21 protein-coding genes are annotated in these 20,735 nt (G+C 62.6%); 5 read left to right on the top strand and 16 right to left on the bottom strand.

The window, feature by feature from the left end; genetic code table 11:
• Positions 1-288: 288 nt before the first annotated feature.
• Positions 289-1,458: an acyl-CoA dehydrogenase gene (locus tag ACJO2E_RS00310; RefSeq protein WP_406960770.1), complete on the bottom strand. Its 1,170-nt coding sequence runs from the start codon at positions 1,456-1,458 to the stop codon at positions 289-291.
• Between the two features lie 102 nt (positions 1,459-1,560).
• Complete coding sequence (locus ACJO2E_RS00305) at positions 1,561-2,766, bottom strand: 3-oxoadipyl-CoA thiolase (RefSeq protein ID WP_406960768.1); 1,206 nt, start codon at positions 2,764-2,766, stop codon at positions 1,561-1,563.
• Between the two features lie 254 nt (positions 2,767-3,020).
• On the opposite strand from ACJO2E_RS00305, the gene ACJO2E_RS00300 reads away from it, so the two are divergent.
• From ACJO2E_RS00300 to ACJO2E_RS00285, 4 genes are all read left to right on the top strand, one after another.
• Entirely contained in the window at positions 3,021-4,352 is a 1,332-nt protein-coding gene (locus ACJO2E_RS00300; RefSeq protein WP_406960767.1) for a hypothetical protein, read from the top strand.
• A gap of 302 nt (positions 4,353-4,654) precedes the next feature.
• Positions 4,655-5,158 (top strand): DUF6795 domain-containing protein, encoded by a 504-nt coding sequence (locus ACJO2E_RS00295; protein ID WP_406960766.1) that lies wholly within the window; start codon positions 4,655-4,657, stop codon positions 5,156-5,158.
• Positions 5,159-5,337: 179 nt separating this feature from the next.
• Positions 5,338-6,357, top strand: coding sequence for a lipase family protein (locus ACJO2E_RS00290; protein WP_406960764.1), 1,020 nt, complete (start codon positions 5,338-5,340; stop codon positions 6,355-6,357).
• A gap of 102 nt (positions 6,358-6,459) precedes the next feature.
• Positions 6,460-7,245: a ParA family protein gene (locus ACJO2E_RS00285; protein WP_406960761.1), complete on the top strand. Its 786-nt coding sequence runs from the start codon at positions 6,460-6,462 to the stop codon at positions 7,243-7,245.
• Positions 7,246-7,248: 3 nt separating this feature from the next.
• Here the strand turns inward: ACJO2E_RS00285 and apbC are convergent, their stop codons facing one another.
• The 14 genes from apbC to ACJO2E_RS00215 form a co-directional block, all read right to left on the bottom strand.
• A complete protein-coding gene (gene apbC / locus ACJO2E_RS00280) occupies positions 7,249-8,127 on the bottom strand; it encodes an iron-sulfur cluster carrier protein ApbC (protein ID WP_406960759.1) in 879 nt (292 codons plus the stop codon).
• Positions 8,128-8,137: 10 nt separating this feature from the next.
• Positions 8,138-8,914 carry a ferredoxin--NADP reductase gene (locus tag ACJO2E_RS00275; protein WP_406960757.1) on the bottom strand — a complete coding sequence of 259 codons (777 nt, stop codon included), beginning with the start codon at positions 8,912-8,914 and terminating at the stop codon, positions 8,138-8,140.
• A 41-nt stretch (positions 8,915-8,955) separates the two neighbouring features.
• Positions 8,956-9,963: a YeiH family protein gene (locus tag ACJO2E_RS00270; RefSeq protein WP_406960755.1), complete on the bottom strand. Its 1,008-nt coding sequence runs from the start codon at positions 9,961-9,963 to the stop codon at positions 8,956-8,958.
• Positions 9,960-10,295, bottom strand: coding sequence for a DUF971 domain-containing protein (locus ACJO2E_RS00265; RefSeq protein ID WP_406960753.1), 336 nt, complete (start codon positions 10,293-10,295; stop codon positions 9,960-9,962). The genes ACJO2E_RS00270 and ACJO2E_RS00265 overlap by 4 nt, the downstream gene beginning before the upstream one ends.
• A complete protein-coding gene (locus ACJO2E_RS00260) occupies positions 10,292-10,471 on the bottom strand; it encodes a hypothetical protein (RefSeq protein ID WP_406960751.1) in 180 nt (59 codons plus the stop codon). The genes ACJO2E_RS00265 and ACJO2E_RS00260 overlap by 4 nt, the downstream gene beginning before the upstream one ends.
• Before the next feature lie 3 nt (positions 10,472-10,474).
• Positions 10,475-10,798, bottom strand: coding sequence for a ferredoxin FdxA (gene fdxA / locus ACJO2E_RS00255; protein WP_406960749.1), 324 nt, complete (start codon positions 10,796-10,798; stop codon positions 10,475-10,477).
• 55 nt (positions 10,799-10,853) lie between these two features.
• Complete coding sequence (locus ACJO2E_RS00250; protein ID WP_406960747.1) at positions 10,854-11,813, bottom strand: HEAT repeat domain-containing protein; 960 nt, start codon at positions 11,811-11,813, stop codon at positions 10,854-10,856.
• Positions 11,814-11,821: 8 nt separating this feature from the next.
• Positions 11,822-12,055, bottom strand: coding sequence for a 4Fe-4S dicluster domain-containing protein (locus ACJO2E_RS00245; RefSeq protein WP_406960745.1), 234 nt, complete (start codon positions 12,053-12,055; stop codon positions 11,822-11,824).
• A 49-nt stretch (positions 12,056-12,104) separates the two neighbouring features.
• Positions 12,105-13,841 (bottom strand): fumarate reductase/succinate dehydrogenase flavoprotein subunit, encoded by a 1,737-nt coding sequence (locus ACJO2E_RS00240; RefSeq protein WP_406960743.1) that lies wholly within the window; start codon positions 13,839-13,841, stop codon positions 12,105-12,107.
• Between the two features lie 9 nt (positions 13,842-13,850).
• On the bottom strand, positions 13,851-14,594 hold the full coding sequence (locus ACJO2E_RS00235; RefSeq protein ID WP_406960741.1) for a GntR family transcriptional regulator: 744 nt from the start codon (positions 14,592-14,594) through the stop codon (positions 13,851-13,853).
• Between the two features lie 71 nt (positions 14,595-14,665).
• The gene (locus ACJO2E_RS00230) at positions 14,666-15,547 is read right to left on the bottom strand and encodes an ABC transporter ATP-binding protein (protein ID WP_406960739.1); all 882 of its coding nucleotides are present in this window, start codon (positions 15,545-15,547) and stop codon (positions 14,666-14,668) included.
• A complete protein-coding gene (locus ACJO2E_RS00225) occupies positions 15,544-16,476 on the bottom strand; it encodes an ABC transporter permease (RefSeq protein ID WP_406960737.1) in 933 nt (310 codons plus the stop codon). Before ACJO2E_RS00225 ends, ACJO2E_RS00230 begins: the two co-directional genes overlap by 4 nt.
• A 55-nt stretch (positions 16,477-16,531) precedes the next feature.
• Positions 16,532-17,893, bottom strand: a complete 1,362-nt coding sequence (locus ACJO2E_RS00220) for an ABC transporter substrate-binding protein (RefSeq protein WP_406960735.1) — start codon at positions 17,891-17,893, stop codon at positions 16,532-16,534.
• Positions 17,894-18,163: 270 nt separating this feature from the next.
• Positions 18,164-19,069 carry a LysR family transcriptional regulator gene (locus tag ACJO2E_RS00215; protein ID WP_406960733.1) on the bottom strand — a complete coding sequence of 302 codons (906 nt, stop codon included), beginning with the start codon at positions 19,067-19,069 and terminating at the stop codon, positions 18,164-18,166.
• Between the two features lie 136 nt (positions 19,070-19,205).
• Between ACJO2E_RS00215 and ACJO2E_RS00210 the strand changes: the two genes are divergently transcribed.
• A complete protein-coding gene (locus tag ACJO2E_RS00210) occupies positions 19,206-20,711 on the top strand; it encodes a CoA-acylating methylmalonate-semialdehyde dehydrogenase (protein WP_406960731.1) in 1,506 nt (501 codons plus the stop codon).
• The last annotated feature ends 24 nt before the right edge of the window (positions 20,712-20,735 follow it).

Below are 20,735 nucleotides of genomic sequence, written 5' to 3'. Positions count from 1 at the left end.
GGCCTTGCCTCTGAGGTACTTCTGTTCCAACCCCTGCCACAGGCCGGTTCGGGTCCGCCGTGGGGTGTTGTGGCACCTGGGTGGCGGAAATGGTGGACCGCACAGCGGAACACGGGGCTCGAAAGCGGTGTTACTTTAATGCAGGCGCCCGTCGGGCACAAATTGATCAGGCCAATAAGTCTAGCGGAAGGAGAGGGAGAATGCCCGCCGGCGGCGCGGGGCGCACCAGGAGGGGCATGGAAACAGGGCCCGCAGGCCCTGTTTCGGGGTTCCGGTCAATGGCGGGCGTTACTTGAACGCCTGCAGACCGGTCTGGCCACGGCCCAGGATCAGGGCGTGGACATCGTGGGTGCCTTCGTAGGTGTTGACGGCTTCCAGGTTCATGACGTGACGGATCACGTGGTATTCGTCGGAGATGCCGTTGCCACCGTGCATGTCCCGGGCGACCCGGGCGATGTCCAGGGCCTTGCCGCAGTTGTTGCGCTTGAGCAGCGACACGGAATCCGGTGTTGCCTCGCCGGCGTCCATCATGCGGCCCAGCTGAAGCACCGCCTGCAGGCCCAGGGTGATCTCGGTCTGCATGTCCACCAGCTTCTTCTGGATCAGCTGGTTGGCCGCCAGCGGCTTGCCGAACTGCTTGCGTTCCAGGGTGTAGTTGCGGGCGGCGTGCCAGCAGAACTCGGCGGCGCCCAAAGAACCCCAGCTGATGCCGTAGCGGGCCTTGGTCAGGCAGCTCAGGGGGCCTTTCAGGCCTTCCACGTCCAGCTTGTTCTCTTCCGGTACGAAGACCTCGTCCATGAAGATGGAGCCGGTCTCGGAGGCACGCAGGGAGAACTTGCCTTCGATCTTCGGGGTATCCAGGCCCTTGGCGCCTTCCCGTTCGATGATGAAGCCAGTGACCTTGTCGTCCAGCTTGCCCCAGACCACGCACACATCGGCGATGGGGGAGTTGGTGATCCAGGTCTTGGAACCGCTGACCAGGTAGCCGCCATCAACGCGCTTGGCCCGGGTTTCCATGCCACCGGGATCGGAGCCGTGGTTGGGTTCGGTCAGGCCGAAGCAGCCCACCCACTCGCCGGAGGCCAGCTTGGGCAGGATGCGCTTCTTGGTCTCTTCCCTGGCATAGGAAAAGATCGGGTACATCACCAGAGAGGACTGTACGCTCAGGGCGGAACGGTAGGCGGAGTCCACACGCTCAACCTCGCGGGCAATCAGCCCGTAGCACACATGGTTCAGGCCCGGGCCGCCGTACTCTTCCGGCAGGGTGGCGCCCAGCATGCCCAGCTCGCCCATTTCATTGAAGATACTGCGGTCGAACTTCTCGTGGCGGTTGGCCTCGATGATGCCCGGCATCAGTCGCTGGTCGCAGAAGCTGCGGATGCTGTCGCGAACCTGGCGTTCGGTTTCGTCGAGCTGCTTGTCGAACTGAAGCAGATCATCCCAGGGAGCGGAAGCCATAGTGTGTCTCCTGAAAATCAAACTGGCGGTGTCGGCTATCGGCACCGCCCTGGTTGGGGGTGGGTCGGAGTGCCTGCGGGGCAGACCTCCGACCGGTTACTATCAGTCCCTGAAACGCTCGATAACGGCGGCAATCCCCTGGCCTACGCCAATGCACATGCTGACCAGGGCATAGCGGCCCTCCATGCGCTCGAGCTGACGGGTCGCCGTCAGGGCGATCCGGGCGCCGGAGGCACCCAGCGGGTGACCCACGGCAATGGCGCCACCGTTGGGGTTCAGGCGCGAGTCGGTCTGGTCAATACCCAGTTTAGTCGTGCAGCCAAGAACCTGGGCGGCGAACGCCTCGTTGATCTCGATCACGTCCATATCGTTGATGGACAGGCCGGCGCGGGCCAGGGCCTTCTCGCTGGCCGGTACCGGGCCGTAGCCCATCACCCGGGGTTCAACGCCGGCGATGGCGGCGGACACGATGCGGGCCCGGGGCCTGATGCCCGCTTTCTCGCCGGCTTCCAGAGAGCCGATGATCAGGGCGGCGGCGCCGTCGTTGACACCGGAGGCGTTGCCGGCGGTCACCACGCCACCTTCAAACAGCGGGCGCAGGTTGGACAGGGCGGCCACATCGGACTGCGGGCGCGGATGCTCGTCCTGGTCAACGGTGACCGGCGGCTTCTTGCGGCCCTGGGGTACTTCGATGCCGAGGATTTCCTCGTCGTAGAAGCCCAGTTTGCGGGCGGCCTCGTAACGGGCCTGGCTCTGGGCGGCGAACTCATCCACCTTGTCACGGGTCAGGCCCAGGTCGGAGGCAATGTTATCGGCGGTCTGGGGCATGGTGTCGTTGCCAAACTCCGCCTCGACCCGCGGGTTGGGGAAGCGGGCGCCGATGGTGCTGTCGAACATGCGGAAGTCCCGGGAATAGGGCGTTTCGCTCTTGGCCATGACAAACGGGGCGCGGCTCATGCTTTCGGAGCCACCGGCGATAAACAGGTCGCCTTCGCCACAACGAACCGCGCGGGCGGCGTCGATGATAGCCGCCAGGCCGGAACCGCACAGGCGGTTGACCGTCAGGCCAGCGGTTTCCACCGGCAGACCCGCCATCAGGCCGGCATGGCGGGCAATGTTACGGGCGTCTTCACCGGCCTGGTTGGTACAGCCGGCAATCACGTCTTCGTAAGCGCTGCGCTCGAAACCGTTGCGCTCGATCACGGCCTTGATGACGCTGGCCAGCAGGTCGTCCGGCCGTACCTTGGCCAGGGCACCGGCGTGGCGTCCGAAAGGTGTCCTCAAGCCGTCGTAGATATAGGCGCTCATGTTCTCTCCTGTGCTTGTGATCCGCGGGAAGGTTCGCCCTCCCGGTCTTGGATAAATCGTTTTACGGCCTGCCAATGATAACGGAAAATGCGCGCCGCTTGTTTCGACAAAAATGATAAGGTAGTTTCATCAAGCGAAACTTAATTTTATCCAAACGTCAGGGTGGCTAAAGATTAATCCGGCCAATGCGCAATTGCAAGCCGTCCGGAGCCCGTTATCCTGCCACCCCGAGCATTAGGAATCTGTCACCGTCCATGACCCGTTACCTGCTTTCCCTGGCCGTCGTGATCGAGCTGCTGGCTCTGGTTACCTCGGTCAGGCTATTCAGTATAGTCGCCGGCTGCCTGTTTCTGGGCTATTTCGTCCTGTTCCTTCCCCGTATCAGTCCCTACGCCCGCGGGTTGCTGCTGGTGACCCTGGCGCTGGTGGCCGGGTTGGCGGCGGGCGGCTACCTGGACCGGGCCGGGTTACTGGACGCGGCAGCATCGGCGGGGTTCTACGGGGCCTTCCTTGGCAGTCTGGGCATGATGCAGTGCCTGGTGCGCCGCTTCGAGGTATTGCGCAGGATCCACGATGTGTTGCTGGGCGGGTCACCGATGCTGCTCTATCCGAAATACGCGGTGACCACCCTGAGCATCGCCTCGGTGCTCAATTTTGGCGTGATGAGTCTGCTCTGCGGAACACTCACCCAGACCCTGGACGAACGCAATATCCACGGCGAATCCCGCCTGAACTGGATTCGCAGCGTGCTTATCAGCGCCCTGCGGGGGTTTGCCCTGGTACCACTGGTAGCACCCACCAGTGTGGCGGTGGCGATCATTACCCGGGAGGTGCCGGCGATCTCCTGGTCCCAGTTGCTGCCCTATGGGCTGGTTGCCTCGATGCTGCTGATTGGCGTCGGCTGGGTACTGGAGCAGAGGCGTTTCCGTAAGGTGAGCGAGGAGCGGGTGAAGCTTGAGGGCTGGCCCCAGGGTTCGAAAACCCTGGTCCTGGTGGTCACGCTGATCCTTGGCAGCATGGCAACGCTGGTGTACACCGCCGGCTTCAATGTCTCCCGGGCGGCAATGATCGCGGTACCGGCGGTGACCATCCTTTATATGCTGTGGTGTGAGCGGCGGCCCTTGGCAGTGTTCCGTGAGGCCACGGAGAACGTCGCCTCCATGAGTAACGAGATGTCGATCTTTGCATCGTCGGCGTGCCTGGGGGTTGCCCTGATCACGCTGGTACCGGACGACCTGGTGTCCGGTATGGCGGCGCAGGAGGCCGGGACCTACCTGGTGGCGGTGGCCGGTTTGCTGATCCTGCCGTTGCTGTCTGCGATCGGGTTGATCCCCATTACCTCCCTGAGCATCCTTGGTGGCCTCCTGCCCCAACTTGAGGCGGTCGGCATGGACATCCTGCCTATCGCCGTGGCGCTGGTGATCGGGTTCTCCCTGGCCATGATGCTGGCGCCCATGGGACCGGCCGTTACCCTGCTGGCGCGCTTTGGCCGGGTGTCGCAACTGAAGGTGGCCTTCGGCTGGAACGGGCTGTTCGTGGCGGCATCCCTGCCGCTGCTGCTGGTGTTCCTGGCGTTACTGGCCTGACCGCCACCGGTCATCCGCCGGTAGACTCTCCAGTTTCCAGGTCCCCCGATTGGTGCACGGCGGAATTTTGAGACCTGGTACCATTGACCGGCCAGAAACAACGCGGGAGTATGAGCCTGTTTCCCCTTTAAGGGACACAAAGGGACGGATCAGCCTCCTGCCGGGGCCGGCCAACAGGAGTTCAGGGATGACACCAGCAACGCCTGCCAATGGGGTACCACCGGTGCCCACCCAAAAAACCTTGCCTGTCCTTCTCCCGCCTGCCGGGGCCCTTTGTCATGTGTGGTCAATCTGGAGTGAATATGCTGTCCATCAGCCGTTTTCCAGTCGTCATCGGTGTTCTTCTTGTACTTGTGATCAGTGAGGGGTCTGCGGGGATGTTTGGGTTAGGCAAACGCTACGATGTTCATCTGTTTCCTCCCGTACAGGGACGGATTCTAATGGATGGTAGACCGCTGTCCGGAGTCACTGTTGTCCGGGAGGCCACCTATGACGACGCAGAGATACAGGAAACCCTGACGGATCAAGAGGGGCACTTTTCATTTCCCGCCTGGACAATCAAATCCCGGACACCCGGCAAACCCTTCGTGGAAGATCGACTGAGGCAGGTTATTGTCGCGAATCATCAGGGCAATAAGTACGTACTTTGGTACTACGTTACGGGTCGAATAGAGGGTGAAAAGGTCATTGCTGAGAAACTCCAGACACTGAGCTGTGATCTGAAGGACGAGGAAATCGATCACCATTTTGTGAAGGCTGAAAATCCGGAGTTTACACACAATATTTCCAGCATCTGTCGCTGGTAAACAGATATCTCATCAAAACATAAGGAAATGTTATGAAGCAGCTATCTCCGAACCTCGCAGCAGAATTTGCCGATATCGTATACGAAGTCAGGGAACCAGGGCCCACGGGGGTGGTCCAGGTCAAACCATCCGAAGCTTTGAAACGGGTTTTCGATATCAAGCTGGGGAGTGGTCCCGTCATGGCTGAGACTGGAGGTTTCTGGGGCTTTTTCCAGAGAACGTCCGGTTTCGCCATGGTAGCTGACGGCAAGAATGACTTCGCCGGCCACCATGTCATCGCAGTACGGGGCACCAGAACCAACCACGACTGGCTGACAAACGGCGATATCGGATTGTCGTCCAGTACCGGCGGCGCCATGGTGCATTCCGGGTTCAACGAGGCTTTTGAAAGTATGAAATCCGGGCTGGAGGCGCTGCTGACCCCGCGCCTGAACCGGGGACCCGTGGCCGGGATTCACTGTATCGGCCACAGTCTGGGCGGTGCTTTGGCGTCCCTGGTATCTGACTGGCTTCATAAACGGTACCGGCTTGATGCCAACCTGTATACCTTCGGCGCTCCCAGGGTCGGTATGAAGGGGTTCGCAACCAAAACCAGCTTTGAAGTCAACAAGCTGCATCGATGTACGCACGGCGCGGACCCTGTGCCGGCGGTCCCTCTCTGGCCATTCATGCACGCCCCGGTCAACGGCATTGAGTATCGCCTCGACAGGGGCGCGGGCATAAGTGCCGCGGCCCACGCCATGGGAGAGGACGGGGTACCCGGCTATCGCAACACCGCGAAGAAGGGTGACTGGGACATGCTTTACCAGAACTCGATGGATTACCTGAATAATCCGGTGAGGCTGGACTATGAACGTCGCCACGAAGCGTCGTTTTCCGGATACTGGACAGAGAAGCTCTCTGCTGCGTTGGTAACGTTGCTGAAGGACGCTGGATACTATTCCGCCGTATTGGCCCAGGCCGCCATCAGTACGTCATTAACCTTTTACGACCTCCTTGCCCATACCCTGGAAGATATTGCCAGGGCTTCAACGTCACTGGCCGAGCAGACCCGCGGCCTGCTCGGTCATATGCTTGCCTTCGCAAAGGCGGCGGTAACAACCGTGGTTGAAATGACCTTCAGCTTTATCCGCTGGGTGTTCGATAAAACCGCTGGCGCCTTGTATGCGTCGGTACGGCAGGCTATTGAGCAAAGCTAGCCTGGTGCCGCTCGCCTCGCCGTCCTGGTGGTTGCCCCAACCTGTCAGCAGCCTGCTAAGCTAAACGGACTGCAGTCCCATTGACCGTGCAACGGAGGCACCATGAGGCGAGTGGTCTTTAACCAGAAAGGTGGCGTCGGTAAATCCAGTATTGCGTGTAACCTGGCGGCGATCGCCGCGTCGAAGGGCAAGCGGGCGCTGGTGGTGGATCTGGACCCCCAGGGCAATTCGACCCTGTACCTGCTGGGCAGGTCCCCTGAGGGCCTGAAGGATACCGTGGCGGATCTGCTGGAGCAGACGGTGACCTTTACCGTGTTCAACCGGCCACCGGAGGAGTTCGTCCACGAGACCCGTTTTCCGGGGCTGTCGGTGCTGCCGGCCAGCCCGGAGCTGGAGTTCCTGGAGCGCAAGCTGGAAGCCAAGCACAAGATCTACAAGCTGCGGGAAGCGCTGAAGAAGCTGGAGGACGAGTTCGACGAGATCTACATCGACACTGCTCCCTCCATGAACTTCTATGCCCGTGCCGCCCTGGTGGCCGCGGACCGCTGCCTGATTCCCTTCGATTGCGACGATTTCTCCCGGCAGGCCCTGTATAACACCCTCAACGAAATCGGCGACCTGCGGGAAGACCACAACGAGACCCTGGTGGTGGAAGGCATCATTGCCAACCAGTTCCAGCCCCGGGCCAAATTGCCCCAGCAGGTGATCCAGGAACTGATGGACGAAGGTCTGCCGGTATCACCGGTGCGATTGTCCAGCTCGGTGAAGATGAAGGAATCCCACCAGCGCCAGGAACCGCTGATCTACATGGCGCCCAGCCATGGGTTAACGGTTCAGTACTGTGAGCTTTACGACGCCCTGGACAGGGCGCCGGTCTCGTCCAGTTAGTCATTATTCCACAAGAATCTCTGGTACGGCGGATCTGGCTTCTTTGACATCGGACGTCGGTTCAAGGACGGCCAGTGCCTGGATGAGGCTTCTGGCGATACCGAGATAGGCCCGGGACAGGCTACCTGCCGGTTCTCCAACCAGGACAGGCTGCCCCGAATCTGCTCCCTCCCGGATGCGGATGTCCAGCGACAGCTCGCCCAGCAAACGGGGACCGGCCTCTTCCGCCATCCGTGCGGCGCCACCCTGCCCGAAGATATGCTGCTCGTGCCCGCACTCGCTGCAGACATGGGTGCTCATGTTCTCGATAATCCCCAGCACTGGCACATTCACCTTCTTGAACATGGCCAGGCCCTTGCGGGCGTCCAGCAGGGCGATGTCCTGGGGGGTGGTGACGATGACGGCGCCGGAGACGGGGATTTTCTGGGCCATGGTCAGGTGGATATCGCCGGTACCCGGGGGCAGGTCCACGATCAGGTAATCCAGGTTATCCCAGCGGGTCTCGTACACCAGCTGTTGCAGGGCCCGGGTCACCATGGGGCCGCGCCAGATCACCGGGGTGTCTTCGTCCATCATGAAGCCAATGGACATGGTCTGGATGCCATGGCCCATCAACGGATCCATTTTCCCGTCGCGGGTTTCCGGCGAGCCGGTGATGCCCAGCATGCGGGGCTGGCTGGGGCCGTAGAGGTCGGCGTCGAGCATGCCCACACGGGCTCCCTCTGCGGCGAGCGCGAGCGCCAGATTGGTGGCGGTGGTGGATTTGCCGACGCCGCCCTTGCCGGAGGCGACGGCGATCAGGTGCTTTACTCCGGGCACGGCGCGGGGGCCGCCGGCCCCCGCATCGCCACGCTGGGGCATGTTGACTACGGAACTGGACATAAGCCTTCTCCTATTTTTCCACAAAGGCACGTTCGATGACGTAGTCACCGGGTTCGCCCTGCTGGGGTGAGCCCTTGAACCCCAGGCTATCGAGCATGGAGGTCATGGAATCCAGCATGGCCGGACTGCCGCAGAGCATCGCGCGGTCGGTCTCCGGGTTGAGCTGGGGCAGGCCCAGGTCTTGGGCCAGCTTGCCGTTCTCGATCAGGGTGGTGATGCGGCCCTGGTTACGGAAGGGTTCCCGGGTCACCGTTGGGTAGTACACCAGTTGGTCGCGGATGTATTCCCCCAGGAACTCGTGGTTGGGTAGCTCTTCGGTCAGGTAGTCGTGGTACGCCAGCTCACTCACCTCCCGCACGCAGTGCACCAGGATCACCTTGTCGAAGCGTTCGTAGGCTTCCGGGTCACGGATGATGCTCATGAACGGTGCCAGCCCGGTGCCGGTACCGAGCAGGTAGAGGTTCCTGCCCGGATTGAGGTCGTGCATCACCAGGGTGCCCACGGGCTTGCGGCTGATGAACAGGTCGTCGCCTTCCTTCAGATGTTGCAGGCGGGAGGTGAGCGGGCCGTCTGGCACCTTGATGCTGAGGAACTCCAGGTACTCGTCATGGTTGGCGCTGGCGATACTGTAGGCCCGCAGCAACGGTTTGCCGTCCACTGGCAGGCCGATCATCACGAAATGGCCGTTCTCGAACCGCAGGCTCTGGTCCCGGGTGGTACGGAAACTGAACAGGGTGTCGTTCCAGTGATGAACGCTGATAACGCTTTCTTTTCCCAATGCAGCCATGATGTCTTCTCCTTGAGTAATGGTTTTTGAGTCAGGTGAATTCAGGATGAATAGAGGGCCAGGGCGGCCATGGCGGTGACTACCAGCAGCCCGCTCAGGCTCGCCAGCAGCGCCATGGGGCGCCAGCCCTGAGCGATAATGGCTCCGAGGCTGGTGCGCATGCCCAGCGCCGCCATCACCACCAGCAGGCAGGCGCCGGAGGCCGTCACCAGCAACTGGCGCAGCTCCTCTGGCAGCCACCCCAGGCTGTTGAGGGCGAACAGGGCGACGAAACCCAGCAGGAACCAGGGGTGGTCGGCGGGGCCGGAGCTGCGGTCGTTCAGCAGCGCGCCCAGCAGCAGGATCAGTGGCGCCAGCAGGGCGACCCGCAGCAGCTTCGTGAGGGTGGCGATGTCCCCCGCGCCGTCGGACACCAGGTAACCGGCGCCGGCGGCCTGGGCCACATCGTGAATGCTTGCGCCCAGTAACAGGCCGGTATGAAGCTCGCTGAATCCCAGCCCTGAAAACAGCGGCGGAAGCAGCAGCATGGACAGCGTGCCCAGACCGGTAACGCCCACCACGACGCCCAGTAAGCGCCGTTCCTCCAGCTTGCCCTGGGGAATCACGGCGGCCACGGCGACCGCCGCTGAAACCCCGCAGATCGCCACGGCAACCCCCGCCACCAGGCTCTGCATGCGGGGCAGGTTCAGCCATTGCCCCAGCAGCAGGGCGCTGCCAATGGTCAGGGGCACGCAGGTCAGCACCACCAGCAGGGGCAGGCTGCCCACGGCCATCAGTTGTTCCGCGCCGATGCGGGCCCCCAGCAGGGCGACGCCGAGGCGCAGGATCGGGCGGGCGCAAAAGTCCACCCCCGGTCGCATGCGCTCGTCACTGGCCTGGCTGGCAAAGCCGAAGCCCAGCAGCAGCACCAGTACCAGCGCGGGGGCGCCGTAATGCTCCGCCAGGAAGCTGCCCGCCAGGGCCACAACCACGCACAGGGCCGCTCCCGGGTAGCGCCGCTTCAACGGCACCGCCCAGGGGTGATCCAGGGCGCGCAGGCTGGTGTTCATGACACCTGCTCACACAGCTGGCGCAGGTACGACCAGGGGTAGAGTCCCCGGTTGTGGCCGTCGCTGAAGTGGAACTGCATGGCACTGACCCCGTGCACATTCAGGTTGTCGATGCCGATGTCCGCGTCGATCAGGCTGATGGCGCCCTTCTGGCGGGCGTTGCTACAGCTGGAGCAGGCGCAGGATTTGCGCAGGGTCAGGCAGCTGAGGTGGCTTTCCAGGCCGTCGGGCCAGGTGATTTCCACCATCTTCTGTTTGCGGCGCAGGCGGATCTGGCTCGGCGCTTCCGTGGGTGTCTGGGCAGAGGGTTGGGCAAGGGCTTCGGCGGTCATGGTGTTACTCCTTCAACATCGGTCGTCGGTTTGCGGATGGCAGGCTCAGCGGGCGCTTCCGGCATCTGAACCGTGTTCACCGGTATCTCCAGGGGGCGGGCGCTGCTCTGGCTGGCGGTCAGCAGCGCAACCAATACGGCCAGGGCTTTCAAACTCGTTATGACAAGTTGAGTCATGACTTACCTCTCGAGAAACTGCAGCTTGTCGCCCTGGTCGACCCACTGTTCGGCGTCCGGCAATGGTGCCCCCACTTCACTGATCACCGGCCAGACCTGGGCCAGTTCGGCGTTCAGCTCGATGAAGTGGCGCTGGTCGTCCGGCAGGTCGGATTCCTCGTAGATGGCCTCTGCGGGGCATTCCGTGACGCAGAGGCTGCAGTCGATACAGGTCTCCGGGTTGATCACCAGGAAGTTGGGGCCTTCGTGAAAGCAGTCGGCCGGGCACACGTCCACGCAGTCGGTGTACTTGCAGCGGATGCAGTTTTCGGTAACGACAAAGGTCATGTCGGTCTCCTTCAGAGTCGTTCAGGGTGGCCGGCCGAAGCCGACCTACCCCCGATCAGGCAGCAGTGTCGAGTTTCGACATGGCCCAGCGGGCCAGCTTGCGCACGTCCGGATCCGGGTCGTCCATGGCGGTCTGTACAAAGGGCAGGCCGTCGCTGTGGCCGATGGTGCCGAGCGCCCCGATGGCGGCCTTGCGCAGGTTGCTCATGGCATCCTGGGAGCACTCGCCCAGTACCGGAATGGCCTGTGCGGAGCCCAGCTTGCCCAGGGCGTCCACGGCCTTTTCCCGTACCTGCCAGAGCTCGTCCCGGGTAGCGGTCATCAGCGCCGGCAAGGCCGTCTGGTGGTCCAGCTTGCCGATGCTGTTGGCAGCCTCGCAGCGCACCTGCCAGTGGTCATCGTTAAGCAGTCCGATCAGGGCCTGGCCCACCTGCTGGGGGCTGGCGTAGACCAGGGCGCCGGTGGCGGCGCGGCGCACTTCCGGGTCCTTGTCGTGCTGGGCCGCTTCAACCAGCGCGGGCAGGTTCTCCGGCTGCTTCAGCCAGCCGATCACGCCCACGGCTTCACGCCGGACAACGGGGTCAGCGTCACTGAGGCGTTTCAGGGCCGGGCGTTGTGAGCCCGGGTTCCGCAGCGGTTTGAGGGCCCGCAGTATGCCGGCCACCACGAAACCATCCGAGCTGTTGTCCAGGGCTTCCAGCAACGGCTCGGCCATGGCCGGGTCTTTCAGGTCAGCGAGGGCGTGGGCGGCGGCGTTGCGCACCACCTCGTCGTTGTCACCCAGGGCGGCGATGAGGGCATCGGCCATGTCCTCGGCTTCGAACTCGTCCACCACCTTGGCGGCTTCCTGGCGCACGGCGGTGTCGCTGTCCCGCAGGGCGAGCAGCAGCAGTTCCACCGCTTCCGGTTCACCGGAGTCCACCAGGTCGAGCACGCCCACACGGCGGATGCCGGGGTCATCGGAGGCCAGCTTGACGGCGATGGCCTGCAGTTCGGGGTCGTCGTAGGTCTTCATGGCTAACCTCAGCTCAGCAGGTAGGGGATGTTGACGGTGACGGCATCCGTGGGGCAGTCCGCCTCGCAGGGCATGCAGTACCAGCACTCGTCGTATTTCATGTGGGCCTTGCCGGTGTCCTCGTTGATCCACAGGACATCCAGGGGGCAGACGTCGATGCATACGGTGCAGCCCTTGTCGGCGATGCACTTGTCCTCGTCCACAGTCACCGGGACGCTGGAATGATGATTGGCGATAGGCATGGTCGTTTCCTCTCTCAAAGTCTTTATGAATCAGCAAAGCCTTTATGGATCAAGCGTTGGCGGCTTTCTGAACCCGCAACTTGTTGTAGGCGTCCTTCTCTTCACCGAGGGACACGATGTAATCGGCGATGGGCCGCTTGCCGCTGGCCATGTTGCCGTTCTCGTCCTTGTACAGGCGGGTGTGGCAGAACCAGTCCTCGTTGTTCTGGTCCGGGCAGTCCACCCGGTAGTGGTAGAGGCCCCAGCGGGATTCGGTGCGGTACAGGGAGGCCCGGGCGGCCATCTCGGCGCAGTCGATAATGGACTGCACTTCCATGGCCCGGAGCAGCTCGTGGGGGTCGCGGGCGCAGAGCATGGGCACGTCGTCCCGCACGGACAGGATGCGCTCCAGGCCGATCTCCATTTTCTTGGTGACCTTGGGCGGCTGCAGGTAGTCGTTCACCAGCCGGCGCACCTTGTATTCCATCTGCTCCGGAGGAATACCATCGGAGCGCTTCATGGGTGCCTGGATGCGCTCCAGTTCGGCTTTAATGAAGTCCTCATCCAGCTTGATCTCACCCCGGGTCTTGACGAACTCGGCGGCGCTTTCGCCACAGATCTGGCCGTACACGAAGGCCCCCAGCATGTAGTTATGGGGCACGCTGGCCATGTCCCCGGCGCCATAGAGGCCGGGCACGGTGGTGGCACCGGTTTCATCGGTCCACACACCGGAGGCGGAATGGCCGGAGCAGAAGCCGATTTCGGAGATGTGCATTTCCACCATGCGCTGGCGGTAGTTCACTTTCCGACCTTCATGGAAGCGGCCACGGCTGGGGCGCTCGTTGGTGTGCAGCACGGTCTCGATTTCCTGGATGGTTTCTTCCGCCAGGTGGTCCAGTTTCAGGAACACCGGGCCGGTGCCGGATTCCAGTTCCTTGAAGAACTCCAGCATCATCTGGCCGGACCAGTAGTCACACTCGATAAAGCGCTCACCGAAGGCATTGGAGGTAAAGCCGCCCAGGGGACCGGTAACGTAGGCACAGGCCGGGCCGTTGTAGTCCTTCAGCAGCGGGTTCACCTGATAGCATTCCAGGTTCGCCAGGTCGGCACCGGCGTGGTAGGCCATGGCGTGGCCGTCACCATTATTGGCCGGGTTCTCATAGGTGCCGAACAGGTAGCCGGAAGTGGGCAGGCCGATGCGGCCGGCGGCGCCGGTGGCCATGATCACCGCCTTGGCGCGGATGATGATGGGCTCGGCAGTGCGGGTGTTGACCCCGATCATGCCGGCAATCTTGCCGTCCGGGTCTTTCAGCAGACGGGTGGCGGTGTAGCGGTTCTCGATCTCCACCCGGTTGCGGCGCAGGCGGCGGTAGAGGATCTTCTTGACGTTGTGGCCTTCCGGCATGGGCAGTACATAGGTGCCCAGGTGGTGCACCTTTTTCATGTCGTAGTCGCCGGTTTCGTCTTTCTGGAAGTGCACGCCCCAGGAGTCAAGCTTCTCGATCATCGGGAAGGAGCGGGTGGCGTAGGCCATCAGCGCCGGCTGGTGGACGACGCCGTCGTTGGCGATGGTGATCTCCTTCACGTACTGCTCGGGGGTGGCGTGACCGGGCACGACGGCATTGTTGAGGCCGTCCATGCCCATGGAGATGGCGCCAGAGCGTTTGACGTTGGCTTTCTCCAGCAGCATGACCTTCAGGTTGGGGTCCTGCTCCTTGGCGGTAACCGCCGCCATGGGTCCGGCGGTGCCGCCGCCGATGACCAGTACGTCGGTGTCGATTACGGGAATGTCGTTGATCTTCATCATCAGGTGCTCCTATTTCCGGTCGATCCGGAATTGGTATTTGAAGGAATCGCCGCGATAGCAGAGGTATTCAAAATCGATGGGCCGGCCGTCCCGGTTATGGGTCAGTCGTTCCACCCGCAGGATGGCCTCGCCGGCCTTCAGGTTGAGGTAGTGCTGGGTTTCGTCGTCCGCGAGGATGGCGTCCAGGCCGATATCAGCGCCGCCCAGGGGCAGGCCGAAGAGGTTCTCCAGCATCGGGAAGATGTCCCCGGACAGGTCCAGGCTGAACATCTGCCGGCCCACATCCAGGGGGAAGTAGCTGTTCTCGATACAGACCGGCTCACGGTTCAGGTAGCGCACGCGCTTCACTTCCACCACGTCGTCACCGGCGTGCAGATCCAGCGCCGCAGCCACTGCCTTGGGCGCCTTCATCTGCTGGATGCTCAGCACCCGGGCGGAAGCCTCGTAGCCCTGGGCGGCCATGGCCTCGCCGAAGCCTTCCAGACGCTGCACGTTCTGCACCGCCTTGGGCTTGCTGACGAAGGTGCCCTTGCCCTGGGCCGAGAACACCAGGCCCTCGTTGTGCAGGTCCCGCAGGGCCTGGCGGATGGTGATCCGGGACACGCCAAAGGTTTTCATCATGGCGTTCTCGGAGGGCAGCCGTTCGTGGACCTGGTACTGGCCCTCGAGGATCTGCCGCCGCAGGCTGTCGCGTATCTGCACATACAGCGGCAGTGGCGAATGCCCAGCCATCAGTTGGGTGGCGTTGTTCATCGTGTGCCCTCCCGCTTGTCATGACAGGTCATGGCGAGTGCAGTCGAAGTCAGGTCAAAGAGGTTCATGGTTTACCCCGCCTTGTTCTGCTGTTCGAATGCGTTGAGGGTTTCCTGGCGGATCAGCTCCAGACACTGGCGCTTCAATTCCATGAACTCCGGCGTGGTGATCAGGGACTGCTCCCGGGGCCGGGGCAGCTCCACAGGAATGTCGGCGATAATCCGCCCGGGGCTGGCACTCATGACCACAATGCGGTCAGAGAGGAACACGGCCTCGTCGATGTCGTGGGTGACGAACACCACGGTGTTGTGGAACTCGCTCCAGATCTCCAGCAGGTTCTCCTGCATCATGGAGCGGGTCTGGGCGTCCAGGGCGCCGAAGGGCTCATCCATCAGCAACACGCTGGGGTAGTTGGCCAGCGCCCGGGCAATGCCCACCCGCTGCTGCATACCGCCGGACAGGGTGTTGGGATAGGCGTTCTCGAACGCCGCCAGCCCTACCAGGGACAGGAAGGTGCGGGCGATGCTACAGGCTTCTGATTTGCTGGAACCGGCCATCAGCGGGCCGAAAGCCACGTTTTCCTTCACCGTTTTCCAAGGGAACAGGGAGTGTTGCTGGAACACCATGCCCCGGTCCGGGCCCGGTTCGGTGACCGGCTTGCCGTCCACGGTGACCTCACCCTGACTGGGTTTCACGAAACCCGCCACGGTGTTCATCAGCGTGGACTTGCCGCAGCCGGAGGGGCCCAGCAGACACAGGAACTCGCCCGGGCGCACGGTCAGGCTGGCGCTTTGCACCGCCATATGGGGGCCGCTGGCGGTGTCGAAGACGATATCCACGTCCCGCACCGAAATCCGTCCCCGGTCCTCGCCGGTCTTGTTGCCCTTGCCCTGCAGACGGCTGTGGTCCAGCACCGCCAGTCGGTTGTCGTTCATCATCGCTGCATCACTCATGACTGACCTCCTTTTACCTGCCACTTGAGAAGCGGGTTACAGGCCTTGCGGATCAGCAGGGTGCACAGGGTGCCCAGGCCACCAATGGTGAGCATGCCGATGATGATCTGCGGGTACTGGATCAGGGTGTAGGAGTTCCAGGTGTAGTAACCAATGCCGTACTGGCCGCTGATGATTTCCCCGGCCAGCAGGGAGAACCAGGCCACGCCCATGCCGATGGCCAGGCCCGCCACGATGGAGGGCATGGCCCCGGGCAGCACCACGTGCCAGAGAATGGCACGGTTGCTGGCGCCCAGGCTGCGGGCCGCGCGGATCAGCACACTGTTGGTCTGCTCAACCCCGTGGATGGTGTTCAGCACCACCGGGAACAGGGCCCCCAGGAAGGTGATGAAGATGATGCTGGCCTGCTCGGTGGGCAGCATCAGGATGGCCAGGGGAATCCAGGCCACCGCCGGAATGGGTCGCAGCAGTTCGATGTAGGGCAGAATGATGTCCTCGGCCCATTTGGAACGGCCCATGGCCACGCCCAGAATGACGCCAATTACCACCGCCAGACCGTAGGCAATGGCCACCCGTTGCAGGCTGTGCAGGATGTGCAGATAGAATTCCTGGCCACCCAGTTCCGTCACCAGCGCTGAGCCCACGGCAGTGGGGGCCGGAATGTTGTCGAAGTTGATGTAGACGTTAAAGCCGGCGTCGGAGGCGAACTGCCACAGAACCACCGCCACAATCAGTGCCACCACACGCACCAGGTAGCGGCTGCCAGTGGCGCGGAACCACAGGCCGGTGGGCGAGGGACGTTTCGTTGCCGTCGGGGTATTGGCAGCGGGCCGGGGCGTTTCCGGCGCCGTCACCGACGGGGCGGGCGTTGCCTCTGCGACAGCCTCCGGCGCCGTGGTTTTCAATGCTGCGTTGCTCTTGCTGTCCATTGTCTGCTCCTCGGACCTTGCCGGGCGGATACGGCGGTATCCGCCCGGGGGTGGGTCACTCAGCCATGGCCACGGCGCTGTCCCCGGTGATCAGGGTGCCGCCGTTTTCAGCGATGTACTTGTCGGAATCCGCCTTCTTCAGGAAAGCCACCACCTCATCGTCGGTGCCGCGCACCAGGTAGGCCGCCTTGCCGAAGAGCTTCAGGCCGGTGAGGTTGTCGTAGACGTAGGTGGCGTTGATGTCGTCGCCCGTTTCCGACTGGGCAGCCAGCATGTCGGCCACGCTGTCGTAGGTGACGATGCCCTTGTCGGCGAACCAGATTTCCGCCGGCTTGAGGTCCGGGTTATTGGGCTCGGTATCGACCACGGTGCTGACCAGGGCCTCGTAGTCCATGTCCATGGTTTCGTAGGCGTTGCGCAGGTAGCTGTCATCAATCCAGCGGCCGAAATCCAGGTCGGGAACTTCCACTTCCCGCTGCAGCAGGGCGTGGTCGTATTCCAGGGCGTCCACCCATTCCGGCTTGACGCTGGCTTCGAAGGTGGTGATCCCGCCGTCGCTGAAATAGAGGTAGAGCACCTCTTTCTCCACGCCAGTCCATTCGGATACCTGCACCGCCGCGTTCATGGGGTCGTCCTGGATCCACTTCTGGGCTTCCAGGGTGGCGGTCAGATAGCCCTCCACCACTTCCGGGTATTCATCGGCGAACTCCTTGCGCACCACGGTACCGTGGAAGGTGGGGATCTCGGCTTCACTACCGTCGTAGATCTTGCGGCCGGTGCCACGGAACTCCATGATCTCGGACCAGGGGCAGAAGTCCGCATGGGCGTCGATACGGCCCGCCTGGATGTTGGCAGCGCCTACAGGTGGGCTCTGGTTAACGATCTGCACCTTGTCGCTGAGTCCGGCCTCGCTCAGGGCCTTCAGGGTCATGCCCCAGGCCGCGCTGCCCACGGGCACGGAAAGCTGCTTGCCTTCCAGGTCCGCCAGGCTCTGGGCGTCGGAGTCGATGGGGACCACGATGCCGTTACCGGTGCCGCGGAGGTTGTAGCCGGTCACCGCGATAAAGCGGGTTTCCTGCTTGCCGGTTTCCTGGAACTTGGCGCCGTTGACGATCAGCGGGTAATCCCCCATCACACCGAAGTCCAGCTTGCCGGCCAGCATCTGGTTGGTAATGGGCGGGCCGGAATCGTAATCCCGGTAGATGATCTCGTAATCAACGTCTTCGTATTTGCCGGTAGTGGGCAGGTGCTTTTCCAGCAGCTCCAGTTTTTCAAGGATGATGCCGCCGGGGATGGTATTGGTCACCATGCTCTGGTGGCCGATACCGACGCGGATGGTTTCAGCGGATGCGCCGGCCGCAAGCAGCGACAGCGATCCGCACAGGGTGAGTGTTGCCAGTGTTTTCGTGTCTCTCATCGTTATAGCCTTCCCGGTTGGTCCACTTGTACTAACAGGTCATGATGCCTGTGGTAGGTGTTGCAGCCGGCGTGCCAGGAGGAAGGAGAAAGGTTTTAACCCGATGTTTTTCAGGGTTATTCGGGAAAGGGTGAGAACAGAAAGGTGAGAAAATGAACAGTGTTCACTGCGCCCGCCTTTGGTGCGAAGGGCGAATTTCGGTTCCAGGGGGGCGCAGGCGGTTTTGCGGCAGCTATAACAAGTAGTGCAAGTCGTTGGCTGCCTATCCTGTTACTTGCCGGACAACTGATCTGCCATCAGGCGCGGGCGGTTCTGCTCCGCCCGCTCACGCAGGAAATCCCACGTCACCCGCATACGGGCAATGTGCCTCAGCTCCTCGGGCATCAGCATCCAGAAAGTGCGGATAAAGCGGATCTGGTCCGGCAGCACCACTTCCAGCCGGTCGTCGATGTCGGCGGAGAAGGCCGGCAGTATGCCGATGCCGGCGCCGGTAGCGATGGCTTCCTGCTGTGCCAGGACGCTGGTGCTGCGGATGTTGACCTCGCCGGAGCCGGCGATCTCGTCCAGGAACAGCAGTTCGCGGCTGAACACCATGTCGTCCACATAGCTGACGAACTTGTGTTTGCCGAGCTGGTTGCGCTGGCGGATGGGACCGTGCTCTTCCAGGTAGTCGCGGCTGGCGTAGAGCCGGAGCACATAGTCGGTGAGTTTGGTGACGATGAACGGGCCGCGCTCCGGACGCTCCAGGGTGATAACGATGTCCGCTTCGTGGCGGGACAGGCGCAGGGCCCGGGGCATGGCCAGCAGATCCACATGCAGGTGGGGGTAACGGCCAGTGAGGTGCCCCAGTTCCCGGCCCAGCATAATGGTGCCATAGCCCTCGGTGGCACCGATGCGCACCTGGCCGGAGAGTTGTTCGTCGGCCTCCGGCAGGCTCTGCTCGATGCGCACGCTGGCGCTTTCCATCTGCTCCACCTGGGGCAGTAGCTGGCGGCCGGCCTCGGTGAGGCTGTAGCCGGTCTGCTCGCGAATGAACAGGGTCATGCCCAGGCTCTTCTCCAGGGCGTGGATGCGCCGTGAGACCGTGGTGTGGTCCACGCCCATGCGGCGGGCGGCGGCGGTCAGTTTGCCGGCCCGGCTCAGCTCCAGGAAGAATTTCAGGTCATCCCAGTTCATTTTTTAATCGGCCTGTGCATATTTGCAGATCGGGGTTGCATTTAGCGCCATTGTAGCGCTTAAAAATGCACTGCTACTATCCGGTGATCGGTATTTATACAAAGCCAACACAAGAACAACACCGGAGACAGCCCCCATGAACGCACAGGTACCCACCGTCAAACTGCTGATTGACGGCGAATTTGTCGAATCGAAGACCAGCGAGTGGCGGGACATCACCAACCCGGCCACCCAGGAAGTGCTGGCGAAGGTGCCCTTTGCCACCACAGATGAACTGGACACGGCCGTCAGCGCTGCCCGGGAAGCCTTCAAGAGCTGGCGCAAGACACCCATCGGTGTCCGTTCCCGCATCTTCCTCAAATACCAGCAACTGATCCGCGACAACATGAAAGAGCTGGCGGGCATCCTCACCGCCGAGCAGGGCAAGACCCTGCCCGATGCGGAGGGGGATGTGTTCCGGGGCCTGGAAGTGGTGGAACACGCCGCCGGTATCGGCACCCTGCAGATGGGGGAATACGCGAACAATGTGGCTGGCGATGTGGACACCTATACCCTGCGTCAGCCCCTGGGCGTGTGCGCCGGCATCACCCCGTTCAACTTTCCGGCGATGATTCCCCTGTGGATGTTCCCCATGGCCATCGTCACCGGCAACACCTTTGTGCTCAAGCCCTCGGAACGGGACCCCATGGTCACCATGCGGTTGGTGGAGCTGGCCCTGGAGGCGGGCGTTCCCAAGGGCGTGCTGAACGTGGTCCATGGCGGACCGGATATGGTGAACGGCATCTGTGACCACCCGGACATCAAGGCGGTGTCCTTCGTGGGCTCTACCCCGGTGGGCACCCATGTCTACAACCGCGCCTCTCAGGCGGGCAAGCGGGTGCAGTGCATGATGGGCGCCAAGAACCACGCCGTGGTGCTGCCCGATGCCAACAAGGAGCAGACCCTCAACGCCCTGGTGGGCTCATGCTTTGGCGCGGCCGGTCAGCGTTGCATGGCGGTGTCGGCCCTGGTGCTGGTGGGCGAGGCCCGCAACTGGCTGCCGGAACTGGCTCGCCGGGCGGAGAAACTCAACGTCAACGCCGGTACCGAGGAAGGGACCGACGTAGGGCCGCTGATCACCCCGCAGGCGCTGGAGCGCGTGGAGGGCCTGGTGCAGAAGGGCATCAGCGAGGGCGCCAAGCTGGTGCTGGATGGTCGCGATCCCAGCGTGAGGGGCTACGAGAAGGGCAACTTTATCGGGCCCACCCTGTTCTCCGGCGTGACTCCGGACATGACCATCTACAGGGAGGAAATCTTCGGCCCGGTGCTGTGCGTGCTGGAGGCGGAAACCCTGGATGAGGCCATCGACCTGGTCAACGCCAACCCCAATGGCAACGGCACCGCCGTCTTTACCCGCTCCGGCGCGGCGGCCCATCGTTTCCAGGAGCATATCGACGTGGGCCAGGTGGGCATCAACGTACCCATTCCGGTGCCCGTGCCCTACTTCTCGTTTACCGGTTCCCGGGGGTCCAAGCTGGGGGACCTGGGTCCCTACGGCAAGCAGGTGGTGCAGTTCTACACCCAGACCAAGACCGTCACCGCCCGCTGGTTCGATGAGGACGAGCAGGTGGGTTCCGTGAACACCACCATCAACCTGCGGTAAGCGACATAGGGAAGGAGCAACGAC

The sequence above is a fragment of the Marinobacter shunpengi genome (assembly GCF_045449695.1).
GTDB lineage: Bacteria > Pseudomonadota > Gammaproteobacteria > Pseudomonadales > Oleiphilaceae > Marinobacter.
Note: the sequence above shows the minus strand (reverse complement) of the source record. Positions and strands in the feature narration are given on the sequence as shown.

Bases quoted from the DNA above. Each gene is read 5' to 3' on its own strand.
- ACJO2E_RS00310 (WP_406960770.1), bottom strand. From the start codon at position 1,458: ATGGCTTCCGCTCCCTGGGATGATCTGCTTCAGTTCGACAAGCAGCTC.
- ACJO2E_RS00305 (WP_406960768.1), bottom strand. From the start codon at position 2,766: ATGAGCGCCTATATCTACGACGGCTTGAGGACACCTTTCGGACGCCAC.
- ACJO2E_RS00300 (WP_406960767.1), top strand. From the start codon at position 3,021: ATGACCCGTTACCTGCTTTCCCTGGCCGTCGTGATCGAGCTGCTGGCT.
- ACJO2E_RS00295 (WP_406960766.1), top strand. From the start codon at position 4,655: ATGCTGTCCATCAGCCGTTTTCCAGTCGTCATCGGTGTTCTTCTTGTA.
- ACJO2E_RS00290 (WP_406960764.1), top strand. From the start codon at position 5,338: ATGGCTGAGACTGGAGGTTTCTGGGGCTTTTTCCAGAGAACGTCCGGT.
- ACJO2E_RS00285 (WP_406960761.1), top strand. From the start codon at position 6,460: ATGAGGCGAGTGGTCTTTAACCAGAAAGGTGGCGTCGGTAAATCCAGT.
- apbC (WP_406960759.1), bottom strand. From the start codon at position 8,127: ATGTCCAGTTCCGTAGTCAACATGCCCCAGCGTGGCGATGCGGGGGCC.
- ACJO2E_RS00275 (WP_406960757.1), bottom strand. From the start codon at position 8,914: ATGGCTGCATTGGGAAAAGAAAGCGTTATCAGCGTTCATCACTGGAAC.
- ACJO2E_RS00270 (WP_406960755.1), bottom strand. From the start codon at position 9,963: ATGAACACCAGCCTGCGCGCCCTGGATCACCCCTGGGCGGTGCCGTTG.
- ACJO2E_RS00265 (WP_406960753.1), bottom strand. From the start codon at position 10,295: ATGACCGCCGAAGCCCTTGCCCAACCCTCTGCCCAGACACCCACGGAA.
- ACJO2E_RS00260 (WP_406960751.1), bottom strand. From the start codon at position 10,471: ATGACTCAACTTGTCATAACGAGTTTGAAAGCCCTGGCCGTATTGGTT.
- fdxA (WP_406960749.1), bottom strand. From the start codon at position 10,798: ATGACCTTTGTCGTTACCGAAAACTGCATCCGCTGCAAGTACACCGAC.
- ACJO2E_RS00250 (WP_406960747.1), bottom strand. From the start codon at position 11,813: ATGAAGACCTACGACGACCCCGAACTGCAGGCCATCGCCGTCAAGCTG.
- ACJO2E_RS00245 (WP_406960745.1), bottom strand. From the start codon at position 12,055: ATGCCTATCGCCAATCATCATTCCAGCGTCCCGGTGACTGTGGACGAG.
- ACJO2E_RS00240 (WP_406960743.1), bottom strand. From the start codon at position 13,841: ATGATGAAGATCAACGACATTCCCGTAATCGACACCGACGTACTGGTC.
- ACJO2E_RS00235 (WP_406960741.1), bottom strand. From the start codon at position 14,594: ATGAACAACGCCACCCAACTGATGGCTGGGCATTCGCCACTGCCGCTG.
- ACJO2E_RS00230 (WP_406960739.1), bottom strand. From the start codon at position 15,547: ATGAGTGATGCAGCGATGATGAACGACAACCGACTGGCGGTGCTGGAC.
- ACJO2E_RS00225 (WP_406960737.1), bottom strand. From the start codon at position 16,476: ATGGACAGCAAGAGCAACGCAGCATTGAAAACCACGGCGCCGGAGGCT.
- ACJO2E_RS00220 (WP_406960735.1), bottom strand. From the start codon at position 17,893: ATGAGAGACACGAAAACACTGGCAACACTCACCCTGTGCGGATCGCTG.
- ACJO2E_RS00215 (WP_406960733.1), bottom strand. From the start codon at position 19,069: ATGAACTGGGATGACCTGAAATTCTTCCTGGAGCTGAGCCGGGCCGGC.
- ACJO2E_RS00210 (WP_406960731.1), top strand. From the start codon at position 19,206: ATGAACGCACAGGTACCCACCGTCAAACTGCTGATTGACGGCGAATTT.